Origin of the sequence: Sulfurospirillum diekertiae (assembly GCF_002309535.1) — a bacterium.
GTDB lineage: Bacteria > Campylobacterota > Campylobacteria > Campylobacterales > Sulfurospirillaceae > Sulfurospirillum > Sulfurospirillum diekertiae.
In genome coordinates, this window is sequence record NZ_CP023275.1 from 1,509,869 (window position 1) to 1,531,824 (window position 21,956).

Consider the following 21,956-nt stretch of genomic DNA (forward strand, 5'->3'; position numbering starts at 1 on the left):
TACTCACGACTTAAATTTTTTTAAAGGAGCAATAATGGAATGCGACATTTCAAATATTAGCATGCCTGGTGATGCAGGCATTAAAGACATTTTTTCGATGTGTAAGAGTATTGCCATTATTGGTTTATCTCCAGATCCAACCAAAGATAGCCATAAAGTAGCACGCTACTTACAAGAACGTGGGTTTAAAATTTATCCGATCTATCCTAAAGAAGAGATGATTTTAGGTGAAAAAGTTTACCGAACTCTTTTAGATATTCCTGAGAGTGTGGATATGGTAGACATGTTCCGCAAGCCTGAAATTGCGGATGGTTTGATCGAAGAAGTTTTAAAAAAAGGTGATGTAAAAGTCTTTTGGTTACAACTGGGCATCGTCAACAATCAAGCGTGTACAAAAGCACATGAAAATGGCTTGATTGCAGTACAAAATCGATGTACCAAAGTAGAATATGAAAGGTTAATGAAATAAAATGATAGCTCTTAGTGAAATAGTCAAAGCAAAACGACAACTTAACAATGTTATTACCCAAACGCCGTGTTCTTTAGCGCCTCATTTAAGTGAGGAAGTAGGAGCGCAAGTCTATCTTAAAAAAGAGAATCTCCAAATTACAGGGGCTTATAAACTCAGAGGTGCTTACAATAAAATAGCCTCTTTAACCAAAGAAGAGCGCAAAAAAGGTGTTATTGCGGCAAGTGCAGGCAATCATGCGCAAGGTGTTGCCTACTCTGCGCGTAGCTTTGGCATTAAAGCAACCATTGTTATGCCTGAAGCGACTCCTCTTTTAAAAGTCACGGGAACTAAAGATTTGGGTGCAGAAGTGATACTCAGTGGTGATAATTACGATGAAGCGTACGCATATGCGCTAACATATGCCAATGAGCATAGCTTAACGTTTATTCATCCTTTTGAAGATGACAAAGTCATAGCAGGTCAAGGCACTGTTGCATTAGAAATGATGGATGAAGTGAATGACCTTGACATTATTGTTATTCCAATAGGCGGAGGAGGACTCATCAGCGGCATGGCTTCGGCTATCAAGCAAATTGATCCTAAAATCAAAGTCATTGGCGTCAATGCTTCGGGCGCTCCTGCGATGTTTGAGTCCTACTGTGCTAAAAAAGCGATTAATTCTAAAAGTGTACGTACCATTGCTGATGGTATCGCAGTACGGGATGTGAGTGAATCCAATTTAGCCCATATTTTAGAGTGTGTGGATGAAGTAGTCACGGTGGATGACGAAGAGATAGCTGCAGCCATTTTATTCTTGCTTGAACGCCAAAAATTAGTCGTTGAAGGCGGAGGTGCTGCGAGTGTCGCCGCCATTATGCATCAAAAATTCGCCTACACGAAAGATATGAAAATAGGCGCGGTTTTAAGTGGTGGAAATATTGATGTACAGATGCTTTCAATCATCATTGAAAAAGGTCTCATCAAATCACACCGCAAAATGAAATTGGTGATTACGCTGATTGATAAACCGGGCTCACTGATGCGCCTGACAGACCTATTTAAAAATGCCAATGCCAATATTATCCAGATTGATTATGACCGATTCTCAACAACACTGTCGTATGGTGATGCACAAATAACCATTATGCTAGAAACAAAAGGGCTGGAACATCAAAAGATGATTCGTACGCTTTTAGAAGAGGCTGGGTATCTCTTTAAGGAAGAGGTTTAAAAGAAGAGAGTGAGGCTATAAAACCTCACTCTTTAGTTCAGTTGTTCGTACGCTTTTAAAAGTCTTTCTCTGAGTTGATCAGAAAGAGCTTCTCCTTCTACACAATACTCTTTGAGAAAATCATCTAAATGACTTAAAAGATCAAAAAGGTCAGCTTCGATCTCTTTTGAGCTCTTTTTCTTGGCCATCATGGTTTCAAAAAAGACCAATTTACGAATAAAATTAGAGAGCAATTCAAGTGCTTCTTCTTCATTTTTTCCCTCTATCAGTTTAAAGGGACGTTCAATGGGTGATTTGGAACTATCAAGGCTCTGTTTAATTTCACGCACATGTTCTTGAATAATAGCTGAAAATTTTGCATAACGATCATAGGCACTCTCATCCGCAAAAGAATCAAATTTATTGGTTAACTTGCCTATCTGTTTTATCAAAATAAACGCCACCATCGCAACAACCATCACAACAGGAATTAATTGCTCCATCATTTCTTATCCTTACATGTAAAACAAAATCAATGTGATAAGATTTGCTCCAAAAAGAGTTTAAGACGATCGGACTCAGGATTTTGGAAAAACTCTTCAGGTGTGTTCTCTTCAACGATTTGACCGGCATCCATAAAAATGATTCTATCAGCCACTTTTTTTGCAAAGCCCATTTCATGAGTAACACACACCATTGTTTTATCTTCACGTGCTAATTCTATCATAACATCCAAAACTTCAGCTACCATTTCAGGATCAAGTGCGGAAGTTGGCTCATCAAAGAGCATTATCTTAGGGTTTTTACACAAACTACGTGCTATTGCCACACGTTGTTGTTGTCCTCCTGAGAGTTGATTGGGGAATTTATGGGCTTGGTTAGCAATGCCAACACGCTCTAGGTATTTCATTGCCATGGCTTCTGCTTCTTTACGTGGCATTTTTCTAACCCAAAGAGGTGCTAATGTCAGGTTGTCTAAAATCGTTAAATGAGGGAAGAGGTTGAAGTGTTGAAATACCATAGCCACTTCTTCACGAATCGCTTTGATCTTTTTAACATCGTTAACAAGCTCAATGCCATCAACCAAAATACTACCTTCTTGGAATTGTTCAAGGTAATTAATACAACGAATGAGGGTTGATTTACCTGACCCTGAAGGTCCACAGACAACGATGATTTCACCTTTATTGATGGTAAGGTTAATATCTTTTAAAACGTGAAAATCCCCGTACCATTTGTTTAAGTTTTTAATTTCTATGATTTCTTTTCTATCTTTCATCTTCTATCCTATCTCAAATTGGTATTAAATCGTTTTTCAAGCTTTTGGCTAAAGTTAGACATTGAGTAACAAAAGAACCAAAAGATAAAGGTAACAAACACATAGCCTTCAGTCTCATAACCCAACCAGTATGAATCTGCAGCACTTAAACGTACCATAGCAAGGAGATCAAAGAGTCCAATAATCAAAACCAATGTTGTATCTTGGAAAAGAGCAATGGAAACGCCTACAAGGTTAGGAATGGCAACTTTAAGTGCTTGAGGCAATATGACTAAAAACATCTTTTGCCAGTAAGAAAGTCCTATTGCATCTGCTGCTTCATATTGCCCTTTCGGAATAGATTGAAGCCCTCCACGAATATTTTCAGCAATATAGGCTGATTCAAACAGTGCAATACCAATGAGTGCACGTAGAAGTTTGTCAAAAGAGATACCCTCAGGAAAGAAGAGTGGCAAAATAATCGATGACATAAAAAGAATCGTAATCAATGGAACACCGCGAATAAATTCAATGTAAGTCACACTGATACTTTTTATAATCGGCAAATGAGATGCTCGACCTAGAGCCAAAATAACACCAATGGGGAATGCTGCGACAATACCTACCGCGGCAACCACAATGGTCAGCATTAGTCCACCCCATTTATCGGTTGGGACAACTTGCATGCCAAAAAAGCCACCGTGGACCAAGAAAAAACCGATGATAAAATAGACATGTGCCAACACAATTTTTGCTACTGAGTTTTTAAGGTACTTAAAAGATGCAAGCAAGACGAAAAAAAGTATATAAATACTATTGACTCTCCATCTAAGTTCTGAAGGGTAGAAGCCATACATAAACATATCGATCTTCATGCGTATAAAGACCCAACATGCACCGCCACTGACACAATCTTCACGTGTCGTCCCAGCAAAGTTTGCATTGACGTACGCCCATTTAATAAAAGGAGGAATGATCCAAAAAAGAATCATCACACCTAAAAGCGTCAAGGCGACATTCATTGGTGAAGAGAAAAGGTTTTCTCGAATCCAAAAGGTAGCTCCTTTGGTATTGATAGGAGCTTTACGTTCTTGTTTTTTTTCATAAATTGCCATATTAACGCTCCTGAATCTTCATTTTGTGGTTAAACCAGTTGAGTATTGCTGAGACAATTAAACTGATGATGAGATAAACGAGCATGGTCATCGAAATGATCTCAATCGCTTGCCCCACCTGATTCAGAGATGTGCCTGCAAAAACAGTCACAATTTCAGGATAACCAACGGCTGTTGCCAAAGAGGAGTTCTTAATAAGGTTAAGATACTGATTGATAATTGGAGGAATTGCAATACGGATCGCTTGGGGAAGAATAACCAATTTTAAAGATTGGTATGGACTAAAACCCATCGAAGCTGCTGCTTCTTTTTGACCATGTCCTACGGCCTCAATACCTGAACGAACTGCCTCAGCAATAAATGTTGCCGTATAGATCGTTAATGCAAATGTGAGTGCCAAAAACTCAGGTGAGAGTGTTTTGCCACCTTTGAAGTTAAAGCCTACGAGTTCTGGAAAATTAAAATTAAGATGAGTTCCACCAATAAAATATGCAAGGATAGGGAAAACAATAAACATTCCTATTGCAAAAGGGTAGACCATAAAATCTTGCCCTGTTAGAACTTTACGTTTATTTGCCCATGCGTTAAGTGCAAAAGAGGCACAAAGTGCCAGAAAAAGACTTGCAAGCATGACAAAAAAGGTAGTATTGTACTCAGGTTGGGGGAAATAGAGACCTCTGTTATTAATAAAAATTGTATCAAAAAAGTTGAAACTCTGTTTAGGATTTGGCATAGAGCGAAGAACAACGTTATACCAAAAGAGTATTTGAAGAAGAAGAGGTATATTTCTAAAAAAATCGACATACGATTTTGCAAGTTTTGCAATCAACCAGTTGCGCGATAGTCTCAATATGCCTATAATGAGTCCTACAATGGTTGCACAAAGGATACCAACAAAAGCTATGATAAGTGTATTTAAAAGTCCTACAACAAAAACACGTCCATGGGTACTCTCTTCTGAGTACGCAATAGGAGATTGATCGATACCAAATCCAGCTGTGCCATTCAAAAAGCCAAAGCCTGTTTGAATGCCTCTTTGTTCTATATTGGCGACAGTGTTGGTGCCAATATACCACAAAAAAGCAACCAAGCCAATAACGGTTAATAATTGGAAAAGAATTCCTCGAATCTTTTGATTTCTCAAAAGTGCTAGCATACGTGTCCTTTATACGTTAAGATTAAGGGCAGAATGATCTGCCCTCAGTGTTTGACTGTTTTTTAATCTACTATCTAAAAGGAGGAGCGTATTGTAAGCCGCCTTGATTCCAAAGAGCGTTATAACCTCTTTTAATTTTCAGTGGAGAGCCTTCGCCTACAGTACTTTCAAATGACTCACCGTAGTTACCGACTTGCTTGACGATGTTATAAGCAAAATCTTTTTTAAGACCTAAATTCTCACCCATTTGACCTTCAACACCTAAAAGACGTTTAATGTCTGGATTGTCAGATTTAAGCATTGCATCAACATTTTTGCTCGTTACGCCAGATTCTTCTGCCGTCACCATCGCATAAAATGACCATCTCACGATATCAAACCATTTACCATCACCTTTACGAACAACAGGTCCTAAAGGCTCTTTAGAGATAACTTCAGGAAGTACGATTGAATCTTCAGGTTTTAAAAGTTTGATTCTCAAGCCGTAAAGTTGTGATTGATCAGAAGTTAAAACGTCACATCTACCACTTTCATACGCTTTAACAACTTGATCATTAGTGTCATAAGATACGATTTTATATTTTAATTTATGACTTCTAAAGTAGTCAGCAACATTTAGCTCTGTTGTGGTTCCTGTTTGAAGGCAGATAGAAGCGCCATCAAGCTCTTTAGCACTTTTGACACCCAATTTTTTAGTGACCATAAAGCCTTGACCATCATAGTAGTTAACACCAGCAAAGTTTAAACCCAAAGAAGTATCTCTGGTTTCTGTCCATGTTGTGTTACGTGAAAGCATATCGATCTCGCCTGATTGAAGAGCTGTCAAACGCTCTTTAGCATTAAGAGCAATGTATTTAACTTTTTTAGCATCGCCAAAAACTGCAGCTGCAACAGCACGACAAACGTCAACATCAATACCCTTATAGATACCATCACTTCCTACTTCAGAAAAACCTGGTAATCCACCATCAACACCACACTTAACAAAACCTTGTTTTTGTACTTCGCCGAGAGTATCCGCACTGAGTGTTGTTGCGCCAAAGCCCAACACAGTAATTGTTGCTAAAGAGATTTTAGCGAGTTTAGATCGTAACATCATTATCTTCCTTTCAAAGTTGATGCAAGAATTCTAACACTAAATTTTATTTTTTGGCGAAAAAACTGCCTATTTATTAATCAGTCACTAAAGGTGAGTAGAATCTACATTCTTAAAAGAAATATTTTATTTTTGCATATTTTTGTAGAATGAAATCACCTTATATCCTTATAGATTTACACGTCTTGTCTGAACCATTCAATTCTCTTTAAAGCCAATCACATTATAATAAGTAAAAATTCAATTAAGGGTCTTTTATGAGTTCTTGGACACGCGCATCATGGAGAGAAAAACCAATTAAGCAACAACCAACGTATACCAACCAAGAGTTGTTGAAAACTATTGAACAAGAACTGAGCAAATATCCTCCCCTTGTTTTTGCAGGTGAGGTAAGACAACTCAAATCTTCTTTAGCCGATGTTGTCGCTGGAAAAGCTTTTTTACTTCAAGGTGGAGATTGTGCCGAGAGCTTTAGCGAATTTAACGCGGTCAATATTCGCGATATGTTTAAAGTTATGCTTCAAATGGCGGTTGTTTTAACTTTCGCGGGTGGCTGTCCCATTGTTAAAGTAGGGCGACTAGCGGGTCAATTTGCCAAACCAAGATCAAGCGATTTTGAAGAGATGGATGGTGTAAAGCTTCCAAGTTACCGCGGTGACATTATTAATGACATCGAGTTTACCGAAGATGCACGAATTCCTAATCCCAAACGTATGCTCAAAGCCTACAACCAATCGGCGGCAACGATGAACCTTTTACGTGCCTTTTCACGCGGTGGTTTGGCAGACCTGCATCAAGTCCATAAATGGACGTTAGGCTTTGTCTCTGCGAGTCCTTTAGGCAAACGTTACCAACATCTTTGTGATCGCATTTCTGAGACATTAGCCTTTATGGAAGCGTGTGGTATCACTTCAGCCAATACGCCGAACATCAATGAAACTGTTGTTTACACTTCGCATGAAGCACTGCTTCTGAACTATGAAGAGGCATTGACACGTCAAGACAGTTTGACAGGTGACTGGTATGACTGTTCTGCGCATATGCTCTGGATAGGCGATCGTACCCGTGACGTGGATGATGCGCATGTGGAATTTCTCACAGGGGTTAAAAATCCTATCGGTATCAAAGCAGGACCAAGTATGACCGCGGAAGGATTGATGAAACTTATTAATAAACTTAACCCTGAAAATGAACCAGGACGTCTTAATATCATCGTTCGTATGGGTGCAGACAAAATCGAAAAAGAGTTCCCAAAATTGGTTCAAGCGGTTAAAGCAGCTGGGGCGAACGTATTGTGGAGTATCGATCCAATGCATGGCAACACCATCAAAGCATCCAATAACTACAAAACACGCTCATTTGATGAAGTGTTGCGTGAGGTCAAGGGCTTCTTTAAAGTCCACGAAGAAGAGGGTACATTTCCTGGTGGTGTTCACTTAGAAATGACGGGGCAAGATGTCACCGAATGTATCGGTGGGGCACAAGATATCACCGAAGAGAACCTTGCATGTCGCTACCAAACACAATGCGACCCACGCCTCAATGCCAACCAAGCGTTAGAGCTTGCATTTCTGATCGCAGACTCCCTCAAAGACGCTCGTCAACGATTTTTAGCGCAATAAAATTGCTTTACATGTAAAGGTGAAAATCTTTACATGTAAAATCTATCTTCCGCTCAGCCAATCACTTTTCGAAAATGGATACTGCTTTTTAAACTCAGCTTCATCAAAATCAAACCGATAATTTTCCATATACTCTTTGATTAAGCGGTATGCGTCGTTGATCTCTTGAAATTTGGCAGTATCACCATTTGGGGCATCGGGATGAAACTCTTTAGAGAGGGATAGATAGAGTTTATGAAGGGTCTTTTTATCAGTTTTAGCAACAACACCCAAGGTAGAAAGTGCTTTATCAAAGTCGCTGTATTCTAACCCTTGGATCATGGTTGTTCCTTTTAGATTTTTTTGGCTCGACGCTTACGCTCTTTTGTTTTATGAAACCAAATATAAATAGCAGCAAAAATAACGATGAAAATAATCAAAGCAATCGATATAGTATGTAAATGTTCATTGAGCAGTGCCTCATTTTGACCGAAAAAATAGCCCAAAAATGTCAAAATACTGACCCAAATGCCTGCACCAAAGCCTGTATAAAAACAAAAAAGTCCTAAATTCATACGCGCCAAACCAGCAGGCAAAGAAATGTAATGGCGAATCACGGGGATCAGTCTTGCGGTAAAGGTTGAAAATGAACCGTGTGTTTTGAAAAACACTTCCACTTTTTTCAACGTTTCTGGCTTAATAAAAACGTAATGTCCATACTTCAAAATCAACTTTCGTCCTAACTTAACGGCCAAATAGTAGTTCAAAAGTGCACCTGAAATGCTTCCTAGCGTTCCAAGGGCAATCACAACAACTAAATTCATCTCGCCTTTGGCACACAAATACCCAGCGGGTATCATCACCACTTCACTGGGAAGCGGGAAAATACTGCTTTCAATCAACATCATGATAAAAATACCAAGGTATCCTAAAACTCCAACGGTTTGAACAATCCAATCAATAATCGCGTGCATAAAACTCCTATTTTGTTTCTTTTAACTCAATCATACGATCACTACACCATGATGCTAAATTTTTGTCGTGTGTGATAAGCAAAATGCCTATTCGGTCTAAAAACTGCATCAACAGTTGCATGACATGTAACCCTGTAATATTATCGAGTGCTGAAGTGGGCTCATCGGCTAAAATGAGAGCAGGTTTCATCAACAGTGCTCTTAAAATAGAGCATCTTTGAAGCTGCCCACCGCTGAGTTGATGCGGTTTTTGAGCCAATACCTCCGTGTCGAGATCAAGCGCATCGCATAACTGATGCAAATCGTGCAAAGGGGCAACATCACTGATCTGATTGACAATGGTATAGGTCGGATGAAATGATGTGTAAGGGTCTTGAAAAATCTGCGAAAGTTTCATCGTATGAATCGTGCCACTGTTGGCTTTTAGATTTCCTGCAATCAGCTCAAAAAGTGTACTTTTCCCACTGCCACTTGCCCCCAAAATAGCAACGACTTCTCCCACCTTTACATGTAAAGAAAAATTGTCATACAAAAGCTTGGAATTTGGGTAGGCAAAGCTTAAATTTTCAATGCGTAAAACCTCTTGGCTCATGCGCGAATTTGCCCTTTGCCATATACTTTGAATTTGTAAGTGGTCAGGTCATTAATGCCCATAGGTCCACGTGCGTGAAGTTTGTTGGTACTGATGCCCACTTCCGCGCCAAAACCAAACTCACCACCGTCTGTAAAACGGGTAGAAGCATTGGCGTAAACCGTTGCCGCGTCAACTTCATTTAAAAAGCGCTCAACTGTGCTGTAATTTTCACTCAAAATGGCTTCGGAATGCGAAGAGCCAAACTCCGCAATATGCGCTATTGCTTCATCTACGCTTTCAACGATCTTGATATTGAGGGCATTGCAAAGGTGTTCGGTATGGTAATCTTCTTCGCTGGCAAGCTTTACATGTAAAAGATTTTGAGTCTTATCGCACCCTTTGATTTCTGCCCCCGTAAGGTCAAGCGCCTCTTTCATACGGGGTAAAAAACTCTCTGCCACAGATTCATGAACTAAAAGCGTTTCCAGTGAATTACAGGCACTTGGGCGCTGGCATTTGGCATTTATTACAATCTCAATGGCGTTATCTAAATTCGCCTCTTTATCGACATAGGTATGGCAGACACCTTTGTCATGTTTAACAACAGGAACCGTCGCATTTTCACTCACAAAACGAATCAGTGCCTCACCGCCACGAGGGATGATAAGATCGACGTATTTGTCCATTTTAATCAACTTAGCAACGCCTTCACGACTGGAATCGGGTAAAAGCGAGATAATTTCTACAGGAAGGTTAAATTTTTCAAGCACCTCTTGTAAAATGGAAGCAATCACAGCATTGCTGTAAAAAGCCTCTTTCCCGCCTTTAAGGACACACGCATTGCCACTTTTAAAACAGAGTGCTGCTGTGTCACTGGTCACATTGGGACGACTTTCATAGATGATACCTACCACACCAATAGGAATGCTCACTTTTTCAATTCTAAGACCACTAGGAACAACCCAACCTTCCAAAATACGTCCTACTGGCTCTTTGAGCGCTGCAATTTCACGAATTGCCTTTGCCATATCCGCTATGCGTTGCGTGTTGAGTAAGAGTCGATCAACAAGTGCTGAACTTAAATTGTTTTTCTTGGCTTCCTCTAAATCTTTTTGATTTTCGGTTATGATAAGCGCACTGTGTCTCTCTAAAGCCTCTGCCATATGCGCTAAAACATCCATTTTCGTTTTAGGATCAAGGGTGGCAATAATTCGACTGGCAGATTTGGCATGTTCTAGAAAAGTTTGCACGTTGATAGTTCCTTACAATGGCATTTGATGGGATTTTACACTTTTTATATTTAATGTGTCATAAGTAAGTTCGGGATATAATAGTTAGCATCAGTAGATAATCATAACAAGGACACAAGAATGCAACAAATTTACGATTTAGTCATTATTGGTGGTGGACCTGGCGGTATTGGTGCAGCGGTTGAAGCGAAGGTGCTTGGACTAAAGCATATTATGATGATTGAGAAAGGTGATAACCATTCCCAAACGATCCGCAAATTTTACAAAGATAATAAACGTGTTGATAAAAACTATAAAGGTCAAGAGATCGAACTTAAAGGCTCTATTGACTTCCGTGATGGTACCAAAGAGAGCACACTGAACTACTTTGACTCACTTTTAGATACGGGAGAGATTGACTCGGCATTTAACAGCGAAGTTGAGAGTATCATCAAAGAAAACAATGAATTTCGTATCGTGACAACCAAAGCAGGATACAGAGCCAAAAATGTTATTGTCGCTATTGGAACAATGGGAAAACCCAATAAACCCGATTACACGCTGCCTCTTTCACTCAAAGAGCGCATCAATTTTAACTTAGACAAATGTTCACAAAATGAAAAATTACTGATTGTCGGTGGTGGAAACTCAGCCATTGAGTATGCCATAGAACTTTCAAAAACCAATAACGTCACGGTTAATTATCGTCGTGATACCTTTAGCCGCCTTAATGACATTAACCTTAAAATGATTCAAGAGTACAATGGACAAGAGAAACTCCGACTTCGCCTTGGTATGGATATTGTATCGGTTGAAAATGAAAATGGTCTCGTCAAAGTTAACTTTACCGATGGCTATTACACCATTTATGACCGTGTCATTTATGCGATTGGCGGCACAACGCCTGTTGATTTTCTACGCAAATGTGGTATTACGTTTGATGCTGATAACAAGCCTGAATTTGATGAAAATTTTGAAACCAAAAGTAAAGGGCTTTATTTAGCAGGAGACATTGCCGTTAAAAGTGGTGGAAGTATCGCTATTGCGCTCAATCATGCGTATTCTATTGTGTCACATATTTTAAATTCAAAATAATTAAGGCTTTTCATTAATGGCAAAAATTGCTCTCTCTTCTTCGCAGATTTTAAATATAGCACTGGGTGTTGTTATCGTAGTCGGAAGTTTGGCTTCTGTCAAATATGGTAATTTTGGTGGAGTCTCTTTTGATGAGCTCGGTGAAAAATACATCAGTAAAAGCGATGTTAAATTTAGTGATCTACCTCAGGATATGCAAAAGCATTATATAGACAAAGATGCGACGATTGAGCAGGGAAAAGATGGTAATCTCTATGAAGATGAATACTTTGATGAACAAGGCAAACCTATTCCTGATTCTGAGTTAACACCTCAGGACTTTAAACGTATGGTCAATAAACTGCAAAAAACACTCCTGTTTGTACAGCATGACAACCTTTTAATGGCCAACGAGAAAAATGAACTTTCTAAAAAACTTGAAGAACAAGACAATGAACTTGAAGAGCAACGCAATCAATTAACCAATAAAAACACCGAACGCCTGAATGAAGCAGAGCAGCAACACTATCGTAACATCAGTGATTTAACGATGAAAATCAATGAACTACAAAAGGAAAATGTTGTCATCGCTCAAAAAGCGAACATTGAAGCCAATACCTTAAGAGGTCAGATAGAAGAGCTTAAAGCTAAGGCGCTCGAAGATGAAGATAAAAAACGTGTTGCCATTCAAAAAGCACGCGAAGAAGAGCAAGCAAAGCTAACGGATTATAAAGAAAAAATCAAATTTTTAAACGATCAGATTGCGCTTTTAAACGAGCAAATCAATACCAACAACGATACTGCTAAAAACGCTTTTACACGTAAACAAGATGAGATTAACAAACTTAAAGAAGAGATCGTACAAGCGGCAAAAGAGAAAAATGAACTCTTAAATAAACAAACACAAACCTTGCTCGTTTCCGATCAAAAGCATAAAGAAGAGATTGGTAAATACAACGCTACCATAGAACAACTCAAAGCAGATACTGAAAAATTGATCGCAAAAAATCGTCAAGATATGGCGCTTCAAGATGATGATCATCTCAAAAAAATGGCACTTGAAGAAGAAAAAATCAAAGGTCTTAATAATGAGATTGCTAGTTCTAAAAAACACATTGATGCGTTAATACTTGAAAACGAGAAGGATTTTAATAAATTTAAAACCTATCTTGAAGATGAGAAAAAACTCAATAAAGAGCTCTCCGCAGCCAATAAAAAACTTGAAGAAAATGCACAAAACAGTGAAAAAAATCTTAACGCATCCATTTTGAAACTTAATGAGGAAATTGCCAAAAGAGAGTCTAAGATCAAAGAGTTAGGCGATAAAATAGTAACAATGAACACAGAAAAGCTTAACGTTGAAGAAGAGGTCAAAAAACGAGTCGATGAAAACGACAAGATTCACAATAAAAACTATAAAGTATTTAATGAAAAAATTGCCAGTTTCGATAATGTTAAAAAAGAGTTAATGGCAAAATTTGACAAACAGTTAAGTGATTACAAAGCAACCGTACAAGAAAACAGTGATCGTATGCAATTTCATACCGATGAACTCACCGCGTCCCATAATGATTTAAAACTCAAATACGACGAAAAAGAGAAAGAGCTACAGGCTCTTAAAACACAACTCATTGCCTATAAAACAGAGACACAAAAAGGCAAAGAGAGCGATGACGGAAAGATCAAAGAACTTCGCACGGCTTTAGATGAACTCAAAGCAAGTAGCAAGGCTCAAGAAAACGACTACATCGCTAAAATACAGTTACTTCAAACAGATATTAAAGAAAAAGAGACAGCGATTGTTTCCAACCGAAAAGATGAAGTTCTTAAAACTTCTGCTTTAGAAAAAGAGATTAAAAGTAAAGCACAGGAACTCCAAAAAATTCAGACAGAGAATGCACGCAATGAAGGAATGGTTCAAACATTACATGTAAAGCTCAAAGATGCTGAAGATAACGCAACGAAGGCAACCAACAAAAAAGTCGAAGAGCTTAAAGCGCAACTTGCAACGATTGAAAAAAATCGTGTGAGTGAAGATTCAAAAATGGTTGGACTTAAAGACGAACTTCGCCGTAAAGAGATTGAGTATTTAGATGCGCTCAAAGAGAAAGATAAAGAGATTAAAGCTAAAGAAGCAACAATTCTTGCAACCAAAGAGGGAATGAAAAAAATCGAAGGCCTCAAAGCCTCAACAGATGAAAATCTAACGAAATTTAAAGAAGAGTCTAAACAAAAAGAGCTTCAACATTTAGAAGCCACCAAAGCACTTCAAAACGAGATCAAAGCTAAAGAGTCACAATTAGCAGCTTCCTCTAAAGAAGAAACCCTTAAAAGCATTGCTTTGGACAAAGAACTCAAAGCCAAAGAGGCACAACTCTTAGCCTCTAAAGATGAGATGAAAAAACTAGAAGCGCAAAGAGTTGCAACAGAAGACAAACTCGCAAAACTCAAAGAAGAGTCAAAACAACAACAGCTTCAAAACTTAGAAGCAACCAAAGCATTGCAAGCAGATCTCAAAGCCAAAGAGAGCCAAATTGCCTCATTCAATAAAGAAGAGACACTTAAAAGTATTGCTTTAGAAAAAGAGCTCAAAGCCAAAGAAGCCACGATTGTTGCCAATAAAGAAAACTACAAAAAAACAGAAACACTTAAAGCTTCACTGGAAGAGAATATAACGAAACTCAAGGAAGAGTTCAAGCAAAAAGAGCTTCAATATTTAGAGGCAGCGAAAGCACTCCAAGCCGATATCAAAGCCAAAGAGACACAATTAGGAGCTAGTAAAAAAGATGAAACTCTTAAAATCATCGCACTCGAAAAAGAGCTCAAACAAAAAGAGGGTGTTTTAGCGCAACAACAAGATGACTTTACAAAACGTATTGCCTCTAATGAGCAGACGATCAAAACGCTCAATGAAAAGATTAAATTGTTAGAAACAGCAACGCCGAAGACAGCGGTAGCTACAAAAACTTCTGCACCTACCTCTTCCAAGGGACATAAACCTATTATGGTTGACAAAGTAACTTGTACCGATATGGGAACAGGTGTCAATGCTATCTCAGAAACGTGTAAAAAAGAGGTGCAGACGTTCCTTGCCAAGTATGACAGTTCCTATTTCTTTGAAGTTGCGCCGATTGTTGATAATGGTGGTTTCGCCTCACTCAAACTGATTAAAAATAAAAAAGTGGGTGTTGAAGACACTGAAATTGATCGTATTAGTGGACTTGCCAACATTGGACTTGGAAAAGCCAGAGCAAAAGCGGGTGGAGAGCTTGTTGAAACTTATGTTGGGGAAGGGGCAAAAATTAGCTATGCACTGTCTAACATAGAGCAAGACAAAGCACGAGGCTTCCAGATAAGGGTGTATCAATAACGATGACCTTATTTCAGCCAGAACAGGGGTATCGCTACAACAGTGATACCCTTTTGCTTTATGATTTTATCGCCTCGTTCACACCAAAAGGTGAATTACTGGATGTTGGTTGCGGTTGCGGTATTTTGGGGCTTTTACTCAAACGAGATTTTCCAGCTTTACATGTAAATCTTTTAGACATTCAAGCTCAAAATTGTGAAATTTCCAAAGCCAATGCACACGCGAATAACATAGAGATCGCCAGCTTTACATGTAAAGATTTTTTAGAGGCGAAATTCGAGCATAAATTTGATATGATTGTATCTAATCCACCTTTTTACCATAAAGGCGGTGTTAAAAGTGAAAACGATGCACTCTGTCTTAGTCGTCACAGTAGTGCGCTTCCATTTACTGCATTTGCCACTAAAGTTACCAAAAGCCTTTCCAATCGTGGTTATTTTTTCTTCTGCTATGATGCCAAACAACTGGATAGTTTGATGGCAACACTGCTTGCCAATGGATTGAATGTGGAAGATATTTGTTTTGTACACCCAAAAGAAGAGAAAGAAGCTTCTTTGGTACTAATTCGTGCACGTAAAAACTCAAAAACATTGTGTAAAATTCATCCACCACTTTTTATCTATAGTGGTGAAACATTTAGTCCTCATGTACAAACTATTTTTGATCGATCTCAAACAAAGAGTGTACCATGGAAAGCATGATGAAACATGAAGGCTATCCATACGCTTTTGATCCCAAAGCGTGTCAAAGTTGCTCTGGTAAATGCTGTATTGGAGAAAGTGGATACATTTGGGTTACGCAAGAGGAGATACGTGCTATTGCTTTGAAACTTTCTTTATCAAAAGAGGAATTTATCAATAACTATTTACTAAAAATTCGCTATCGTTTCACGATTAAAGAAATCGCATACGAAGGCGGCTATGGTTGCGTCTTTTTTGATATGGAAAAAAAGATGTGTCGTATCTATGACGTACGTCCACAACAGTGTCGTACATTCCCATTTTGGGAATATTTTAAAGAAAATATTGACGAGGTAGTCACAGAATGTCCCGGTATTATTCGTTTATAATCGTCCTTTTTTTATTGGCTGGTTGCGCCACCAAAGAGGTTGTTGTTACCAAAGAGACAACAAAAAAAGTTTTTGAAGAAGAAGACAACCTTATTTTACAAGCATTAGATTATCAACAAAATGGCGATTATGTCAATGCACGCAAAATTTATCATACACTTTATGAACAGAGCCAAAAGAAAGTTTATCTTACGGAAGATGCAGGTCTTGCCTTTGTCTTAGGTGATCCTGATGCACGTGATCTTATTATGCAAGGGATTCAAAAATATCCTGAGGAAAAAAACTTTAACCGTCTGCTTGTAGGACAGCTTGTTAAAGAGAAACGCTATGAAGAAGCTGAAAAAGAGATTCTTAAACTCATTGAGTACGATAAAACAGTACAACATCTCAGTATCGCTGGCAATCTTTATTTGCAAATGAAAGAGTATGACTTAGCCCTTAAATATTTTGAAAGTGCCTACAAACAAGAGCAGTCAGAAGATCTTTTACTCAATATTGTTGAACTTCTGTACCGTTTTTTGGGGCGTAAAGATGACGCAGTCGCTTATTTGGAAACGTATGCAAATGTAGAAGGCTGCGGAGAACATACATGTTTTAAACTGATTGAGATTTATGGACGTGATCGCAATGTTCAAGGACTTATTGCTACGTATAAAAAACTGTATAAAGAACAACCAACAGATGAGATCGCCAAAAAAATCGTTGAATTAATGCTGTACACGAAAGATATCAAAGGGGCAACGCACTTCTTGGAAAAAACAGGTTTAAACCAAGACATGTTGATTCAAATTTATGCAACACAGAAAAAATTTACAGAAGCCTACGCTCTTGCTGAAAAGCTTTACGAAGAGAGCAAGAACCTTGATTATCTCGGTAAAATGGCTATTTATGAATATGAGCTCAATAAGACAAAACTGACACCTGAAATATTGCAATCCATTTCCAAAAAATTTGAAGAAGTCACAGGATTGCTCAAAGATTCTGTGTATATGAATTACTATGGCTATTTGTTAATTGACCATGATATTGATGTACAAAAAGGGATTCGTTTAGTGCAAGATGCCCTTGCGTTAGAGCCAAACTCACCTTATTATTTGGATTCTCTTGCTTGGGGACTCTTTAAGCAAGGTAAATGCGAAGAAGCGTATGCCATCATGAAATACTTTGGTGACAATGTCATCGAAGAAGAGGTAAATGCCCATATAGAAGCCATTAAAAAATGTTTGAAAGAGAAGAAGCCACAATGATTTTAGATGAAATCATCAAACGAACCCGTGAAGATTTAGAAAAAAAGAAAAAAGAGTATACGATGGATTGGTTAGGCAGAAGTCTTGCCTTCAACCCTTTTATGCCTCGCGATGTCAAGCCTTATCTCAAGTCTACGCCAGAAAATCCTTACCGTATTATTGCGGAAGTCAAAAAAGCGAGTCCAAGCAAAGGCATTATCAAAGCTGATTTTGATCCTCTTACCATTGCAAAGGCGTATGAACTCGGGGGAGCTGATGCTATCTCCGTTTTGACAGAACCTCACTATTTTCAAGGCAATTTAGAATATTTAACCCAAATTCGCCGTTATGTGCCAACGCCTCTTTTACGTAAAGACTTTATTGTTGATGAATACCAAATCTTAGAAGCCCTTGTTTACGGTGCTGACTTTATATTATTGATTGCAAAAGCACTGACGAAAGCTGAATTAAAACATCTTTTAGAGTATGCATTACGACTTGGACTTGAAGTTTTAGTCGAAATTCATGACAAAGAAGACCTGATAAAAGCCATTTTTGCAGGAGCTAATATTATTGGTATTAACCATCGTAATCTTGAAACATTTGAGATGGATATGAGTTTAACCGAAAAATTGATGCCACTGATTCCTCAAGGTAAAATTATCGTAGCAGAGAGTGGTCTTAATGATAAAGAGATCATTAAGCATTTAAGCAAGATGGGTGCAGATGCTTTTCTAATTGGCGAATATTTTATGCGTGAACCTGATATTCAAGCCTCACTTGAAGCGATTAAAAAGGTCGATTAATGAATTATCTCTATGCTCCATGGCGTGACACTTATTTTAGTGATAAGCCCGAAGGATGCGTCTTTTGCAATATTAGTGCACATTCTGAAAAAGATGAAGAGTATCATGTCCTCTACCGCGATAAACTCTGTTTTATTGTCATGAATCGTTACCCATACTCACCAGGACACTTTATGGTAATTCCTCATCATCATACTGACGCCATTGAAGAGCTTGAACCAGAAGTATGGTTACATATCTCTTTGATCGTTCAGCGATGTGTGCAGATGCTTAAACAAGGTCTTGGAGCACACGGTGTCAACTTAGGTATGAATCTTGGCAAAAGTGGCGGAGCAGGTATTGCTGAGCATATACACTACCATGTGATACCACGTTGGACGGGTGATACTAATTTTATTACGACGATTGCAGACACGAGAGTTTATGGAACCGATTTTGAAAAGATATACCAACATCTTAAAGGGCTTATTCCTGAGTATATTGCATGTTAAATGAGATAGAAATTGATGCGTTTATAGCCCAAAAATCCTCTTTTGATCTTTTAATTGATGCACGTAGTCCCAAAGAATTTAATGAATCTCATATCCAAAATGCTCAAAATTTCTATGCGTTAAATGATGCTGAGCATCAAGAAGTGGGTACTATCTATAAACAAGTTTCTCGTAATGATGCAAAAATACTAGGAGCTCGTTATATTTGCCAAAATGTTGCACGCCACCTTCAAGAGATTTCCAAACATTACAAGATTGGTGCAAAAATTGGTATTTATTGCGCAAGAGGAGGGCTAAGATCTAGCTCTATTGCGATTATCCTCTCCCATATTGGCTATCAAGTCTATAGACTAAAAGGTGGCTACAAAAGCTATCGTTTACATGTTTTAACGTATCTTGAAACGATGCCACATCACCATTTTATTTTGCTAGGTGGTAATACAGGCTGTGGTAAAAGTGAACTTTTACACATTCTACAACCGTCCATCGATCTTGAGAAACTTGCCAATCATCTAGGTTCGAGCTTTGGTGGCATTAAAGGAGCTCAGCCGAGTCAAAAAGCCTTTGAAAATAGTTTATGCGAAATTTTATGTAAAATTGATCCTAATTCCTATATATTCATCGAAGCTGAGAGTAAGCGTATGGGAAAATGTACCATACCAGCCCTGTTACATGAACGCATGCAACAAGGTTTTCGAGTGGAAATTACGGCACCTCTTGAACAACGCGTTGCACGAATTCTCAAAGATTATGAGAGCATCACATCTAATTTTTTTAATCAAGCCATGCAAATGATTTCACCTTATATTAAAAAGAGCGTGAAAGAAGCCGCTCAAATGGCATATGAAAGCAATGATCTCACAGAGGTTGCAAAGATACTTTTAGTAGAGTATTACGATGTGGTCTATAAAAAACCTCGTAAGGTTGATTTGGTCATAGATAATGCCGACCAACGCCAGAGTATTCAAGCACTTCAAGCTTTACATGTAAAGCTTAGTAACGCCTAGAAATGGTGCATATGATAGTGTGAGTGCTGAAAATCTTTGTGTTTATGCGCATGAAGATGTAGTAAATTTCCCTCAATTAATATCTTTTTATCACGCATGAGCGCTTCAATCTCGCCATTATAAATCAGTTGATGTTTATCATTTAAAACAAGCGCTCTATCTCCAAGCTCATAGGCCAAAGAGATATTATGAGTTGAAATAAGCGTTGTAATATTCATCTCGGAGAGTAGATCGACAAACCATCCTGTCGTTTTTGGGTCCATATTAGCGGTGGGTTCATCTAAAAGTAAAAATTGTGGCTCAAGAGCCAAAATAGCACATAACATGACTTTTTGTTTTTCGCCACCACTCAGTTTAAGAGGAGAGTTTTGAAGATGGTGCGTCAATCGAAATTTCTCGGCTATCGCACGGACACGTTCATCGACATTTTCCACATCAAACTCTCTCAGCCCAAAAGCAATCTCATCATACACCGTTGGATTGAACATCATCGTTTCTGGATTTTGAAATAAAATACCTATCTCTTTACGAAAGGTTTTGCCAACGCTCTTTTTTGTTATCAATTGATCTTTATAAACGTAGCTTCCTTCACCAAAATAAAGTCCTGCAAGAATGCGAAGGAGGGTGCTTTTACCACTTCCATTATTGCCGAGCAAAACAACTTTTTCACCGGCTTTAATTTCAAATGAGAGCTTATCTAAAACGCATTGTGTCTCATACTGATACGTCAAATTTTCAATTTTTATCAAAAAATCCCCTTGCTTTAAGCGCCAAACTTTTTTCTTCACTATCATACAATGCCTTGGTGAAAAAATAACCAAAGACAGAGGTAATAAACTCTTTTTGAGCACGTTCACCCATTTTTTTAATCAATCTACTTTTAAGGGCTAACATGAAATTTTCATAACTTTTTTGATAGCTGTAAATTTGTGAAAGTGAAATGCTCAGGAGAAAACTCAATGTTTTGGAGAAGGAGAGAGCAAGTGCGATATTGACATAATGGGAAAAAAGCATTGTCGTCAGTGTTAAGTCAAAAACACGTAAGTTAAACAGTAGTAAATAGTCCAGCCAAGGTTTTTGCTGAATAAGAGCAATCATCAAATATCCAAGTGTAATTGCTATGTTAAAAAAAACAATCGCTTTAAAGGATTTTTTGAGCATTTTAAGCCACTGAGAACGGGCCAATAGTAACAAGATAAAAGCGAAAAAGAGTAATAAATAAGAAGAGTGGCTAGACAGAATAACTGCTAGCCCTAAAAGATAAAGTCCAAAAAGAGTTCTATCGCGCAAATTTTTTCCCAAGAAAGTAAAAAATTCCAAAAATCAAAGCAACTCCCAGCATTCCTGAAAGATAGTAAGCGATTACATCGTTTAGCCCATCTATCGTATAATCAGGTGCTAGTGCTCTTAAATGAAAAGCATTTTCAATCCCTTTGGGGATAAACCCTAATGCCTCTTGATAGTATTCATTGTCCCACTCAGCCCAAGCAGGATTTTCACTCAGTAATCCAAGGGGAACCAATACAAATAAAATGAGTATAGGATAAAGTATCTTTTTCATGCATTGACTCCTTTATAAATACGATTTTTAACAATGTATCGATAGGCAATCGCCGTAAAGATGCCTTCCACAACACCAAAGAAAAGTGCATGAGAACCCACAACAGCAGGAAAGGTCAAAGCAAAATCAAACGGGAAATAAAGAGGCTGACCATCTGCGCTTGCGATTAAAGGTTGCACACCAAGGAAAAGTGACAGAACGATGGATGCACAAACGACACCAACCCAACCACTTAAGAAAGAGGCAAATGACTTCTGTTTGAAGAGATTAAAAATATAATAAGAAGAAAAAGAAGCTGCAAAAGCCATTACAAGGGTATTCGCTCCAAATGTTGTGATGCCACCATCGCCAAAGACGAGTGCTTGAATCAATAAAACAAGACTGATACAGACAGATGCAACCCATGGGCCAAATAAGATCGCGATCAGCGATGCACCCACAGCATGCCCACTGGTTCCACCCGGAATGGGGATGTTAAACATCATAATAATAAAACTGAGTGCACTCAAAGAAGCTATAAGGGGGAGGGTTGTTTCGTTCAATTCTTCTTTGAGTTTTTTAAATGCAATGACCCACAGCGGTAAAGCTGCTGCATACGTTGCAATACAGGTAATAGGTGAGAGATAGCCATCTGGGATATGCATAATACGTAACCTCCAAAGATGTAATATTAAAATAATAATTAGGC

Annotated in this window: 24 protein-coding genes; 11 read left to right on the forward strand and 13 right to left on the reverse strand. The window is 38.3% G+C overall.

Going from position 1 to position 21,956, the window contains the following annotated elements:
- Positions 1-34: 34 nt before the first annotated feature.
- On the forward strand, positions 35-469 hold the full coding sequence (locus SJPD1_RS07845) for a CoA-binding protein (RefSeq protein WP_096046664.1): 435 nt from the start codon (positions 35-37) through the stop codon (positions 467-469).
- A gap of 1 nt (position 470) precedes the next feature.
- Positions 471-1,682, forward strand: a complete 1,212-nt coding sequence (gene ilvA / locus SJPD1_RS07850) for a threonine ammonia-lyase (protein WP_087438670.1) — start codon at positions 471-473, stop codon at positions 1,680-1,682.
- Positions 1,683-1,714: 32 nt separating this feature from the next.
- On the opposite strand, the gene SJPD1_RS07855 is transcribed toward ilvA, so the two are convergent.
- The 5 genes from SJPD1_RS07855 to SJPD1_RS07875 all read right to left on the reverse strand — a co-directional run bounded on the left by SJPD1_RS07855 (position 1,715) and on the right by SJPD1_RS07875 (position 6,289).
- Positions 1,715-2,167, reverse strand: coding sequence for a hypothetical protein (locus SJPD1_RS07855; RefSeq protein WP_226372173.1), 453 nt, complete (start codon positions 2,165-2,167; stop codon positions 1,715-1,717).
- 26 nt (positions 2,168-2,193) lie between these two features.
- Positions 2,194-2,940, reverse strand: coding sequence for an amino acid ABC transporter ATP-binding protein (locus SJPD1_RS07860; protein ID WP_087438671.1), 747 nt, complete (start codon positions 2,938-2,940; stop codon positions 2,194-2,196).
- A gap of 8 nt (positions 2,941-2,948) precedes the next feature.
- The gene (locus SJPD1_RS07865; protein WP_096046665.1) at positions 2,949-4,034 is read right to left on the reverse strand and encodes an amino acid ABC transporter permease; all 1,086 of its coding nucleotides are present in this window, start codon (positions 4,032-4,034) and stop codon (positions 2,949-2,951) included.
- Position 4,035: 1 nt separating this feature from the next.
- Positions 4,036-5,190: an amino acid ABC transporter permease gene (locus SJPD1_RS07870; protein ID WP_096046666.1), complete on the reverse strand. Its 1,155-nt coding sequence runs from the start codon at positions 5,188-5,190 to the stop codon at positions 4,036-4,038.
- 70 nt (positions 5,191-5,260) lie between these two features.
- On the reverse strand, positions 5,261-6,289 hold the full coding sequence (locus SJPD1_RS07875) for an amino acid ABC transporter substrate-binding protein (protein ID WP_192866730.1): 1,029 nt from the start codon (positions 6,287-6,289) through the stop codon (positions 5,261-5,263).
- Between the two features lie 254 nt (positions 6,290-6,543).
- On the opposite strand from SJPD1_RS07875, the gene SJPD1_RS07880 reads away from it, so the two are divergent.
- A complete protein-coding gene (locus SJPD1_RS07880) occupies positions 6,544-7,908 on the forward strand; it encodes a class II 3-deoxy-7-phosphoheptulonate synthase (protein ID WP_096046667.1) in 1,365 nt (454 codons plus the stop codon).
- Positions 7,909-7,950: 42 nt separating this feature from the next.
- On the opposite strand, the gene SJPD1_RS07885 is transcribed toward SJPD1_RS07880, so the two are convergent.
- The 4 genes from SJPD1_RS07885 to SJPD1_RS07900 are packed head-to-tail and all read right to left on the reverse strand — an operon-like array spanning position 7,951 to position 10,685.
- Positions 7,951-8,229: a DnaJ domain-containing protein gene (locus SJPD1_RS07885; protein ID WP_096046668.1), complete on the reverse strand. Its 279-nt coding sequence runs from the start codon at positions 8,227-8,229 to the stop codon at positions 7,951-7,953.
- Positions 8,230-8,240: 11 nt separating this feature from the next.
- On the reverse strand, positions 8,241-8,861 hold the full coding sequence (locus SJPD1_RS07890) for a DedA family protein (protein ID WP_096046669.1): 621 nt from the start codon (positions 8,859-8,861) through the stop codon (positions 8,241-8,243).
- Positions 8,862-8,868: 7 nt separating this feature from the next.
- The gene (locus SJPD1_RS07895) at positions 8,869-9,453 is read right to left on the reverse strand and encodes an ATP-binding cassette domain-containing protein (protein WP_096046670.1); all 585 of its coding nucleotides are present in this window, start codon (positions 9,451-9,453) and stop codon (positions 8,869-8,871) included.
- Positions 9,450-10,685: a glutamate-5-semialdehyde dehydrogenase gene (locus tag SJPD1_RS07900; protein ID WP_096046671.1), complete on the reverse strand. Its 1,236-nt coding sequence runs from the start codon at positions 10,683-10,685 to the stop codon at positions 9,450-9,452. Before SJPD1_RS07900 ends, SJPD1_RS07895 begins: the two co-directional genes overlap by 4 nt.
- Positions 10,686-10,805: 120 nt before the next feature.
- On the opposite strand from SJPD1_RS07900, the gene SJPD1_RS07905 reads away from it, so the two are divergent.
- The 8 genes from SJPD1_RS07905 to mnmH are packed head-to-tail and all read left to right on the forward strand — an operon-like array spanning position 10,806 to position 19,707.
- The gene (locus SJPD1_RS07905) at positions 10,806-11,759 is read left to right on the forward strand and encodes an NAD(P)-binding domain-containing protein (RefSeq protein ID WP_096046672.1); all 954 of its coding nucleotides are present in this window, start codon (positions 10,806-10,808) and stop codon (positions 11,757-11,759) included.
- 16 nt (positions 11,760-11,775) lie between these two features.
- Positions 11,776-15,108 (forward strand): coiled-coil domain-containing protein, encoded by a 3,333-nt coding sequence (locus tag SJPD1_RS07910; RefSeq protein WP_096046673.1) that lies wholly within the window; start codon positions 11,776-11,778, stop codon positions 15,106-15,108.
- 2 nt (positions 15,109-15,110) lie between these two features.
- On the forward strand, positions 15,111-15,809 hold the full coding sequence (locus tag SJPD1_RS07915) for a tRNA1(Val) (adenine(37)-N6)-methyltransferase (protein WP_096046674.1): 699 nt from the start codon (positions 15,111-15,113) through the stop codon (positions 15,807-15,809).
- Positions 15,797-16,177, forward strand: a complete 381-nt coding sequence (locus tag SJPD1_RS07920; RefSeq protein WP_096046675.1) for a YkgJ family cysteine cluster protein — start codon at positions 15,797-15,799, stop codon at positions 16,175-16,177. Before SJPD1_RS07915 ends, SJPD1_RS07920 begins: the two co-directional genes overlap by 13 nt.
- Positions 16,153-17,424 (forward strand): tetratricopeptide repeat protein, encoded by a 1,272-nt coding sequence (locus tag SJPD1_RS07925; RefSeq protein ID WP_096046676.1) that lies wholly within the window; start codon positions 16,153-16,155, stop codon positions 17,422-17,424. The genes SJPD1_RS07920 and SJPD1_RS07925 overlap by 25 nt, the downstream gene beginning before the upstream one ends.
- Entirely contained in the window at positions 17,421-18,209 is a 789-nt protein-coding gene (gene trpC, locus SJPD1_RS07930; protein ID WP_096047818.1) for an indole-3-glycerol phosphate synthase TrpC, read from the forward strand. Before SJPD1_RS07925 ends, trpC begins: the two co-directional genes overlap by 4 nt.
- Positions 18,209-18,700, forward strand: coding sequence for an HIT family protein (locus SJPD1_RS07935; RefSeq protein ID WP_096046677.1), 492 nt, complete (start codon positions 18,209-18,211; stop codon positions 18,698-18,700). Before trpC ends, SJPD1_RS07935 begins: the two co-directional genes overlap by 1 nt.
- Positions 18,694-19,707 (forward strand): tRNA 2-selenouridine(34) synthase MnmH, encoded by a 1,014-nt coding sequence (gene mnmH / locus SJPD1_RS07940; protein ID WP_096046678.1) that lies wholly within the window; start codon positions 18,694-18,696, stop codon positions 19,705-19,707. Before SJPD1_RS07935 ends, mnmH begins: the two co-directional genes overlap by 7 nt.
- On the opposite strand, the gene SJPD1_RS07945 is transcribed toward mnmH, so the two are convergent.
- The 4 genes from SJPD1_RS07945 to cbiM are packed head-to-tail and all read right to left on the reverse strand — an operon-like array spanning position 19,704 to position 21,912.
- Entirely contained in the window at positions 19,704-20,456 is a 753-nt protein-coding gene (locus tag SJPD1_RS07945) for an energy-coupling factor ABC transporter ATP-binding protein (protein WP_096046679.1), read from the reverse strand. The genes mnmH and SJPD1_RS07945 overlap by 4 nt on opposite strands.
- On the reverse strand, positions 20,443-20,997 hold the full coding sequence (locus SJPD1_RS07950; protein ID WP_096046680.1) for a hypothetical protein: 555 nt from the start codon (positions 20,995-20,997) through the stop codon (positions 20,443-20,445). Before SJPD1_RS07950 ends, SJPD1_RS07945 begins: the two co-directional genes overlap by 14 nt.
- Positions 20,987-21,268, reverse strand: coding sequence for a PDGLE domain-containing protein (locus SJPD1_RS07955; RefSeq protein ID WP_096046681.1), 282 nt, complete (start codon positions 21,266-21,268; stop codon positions 20,987-20,989). Before SJPD1_RS07955 ends, SJPD1_RS07950 begins: the two co-directional genes overlap by 11 nt.
- Positions 21,265-21,912 carry a cobalt transporter CbiM gene (gene cbiM / locus SJPD1_RS07960; protein ID WP_096046682.1) on the reverse strand — a complete coding sequence of 216 codons (648 nt, stop codon included), beginning with the start codon at positions 21,910-21,912 and terminating at the stop codon, positions 21,265-21,267. The genes SJPD1_RS07955 and cbiM overlap by 4 nt, the downstream gene beginning before the upstream one ends.
- Positions 21,913-21,956 lie beyond the last annotated feature (44 nt).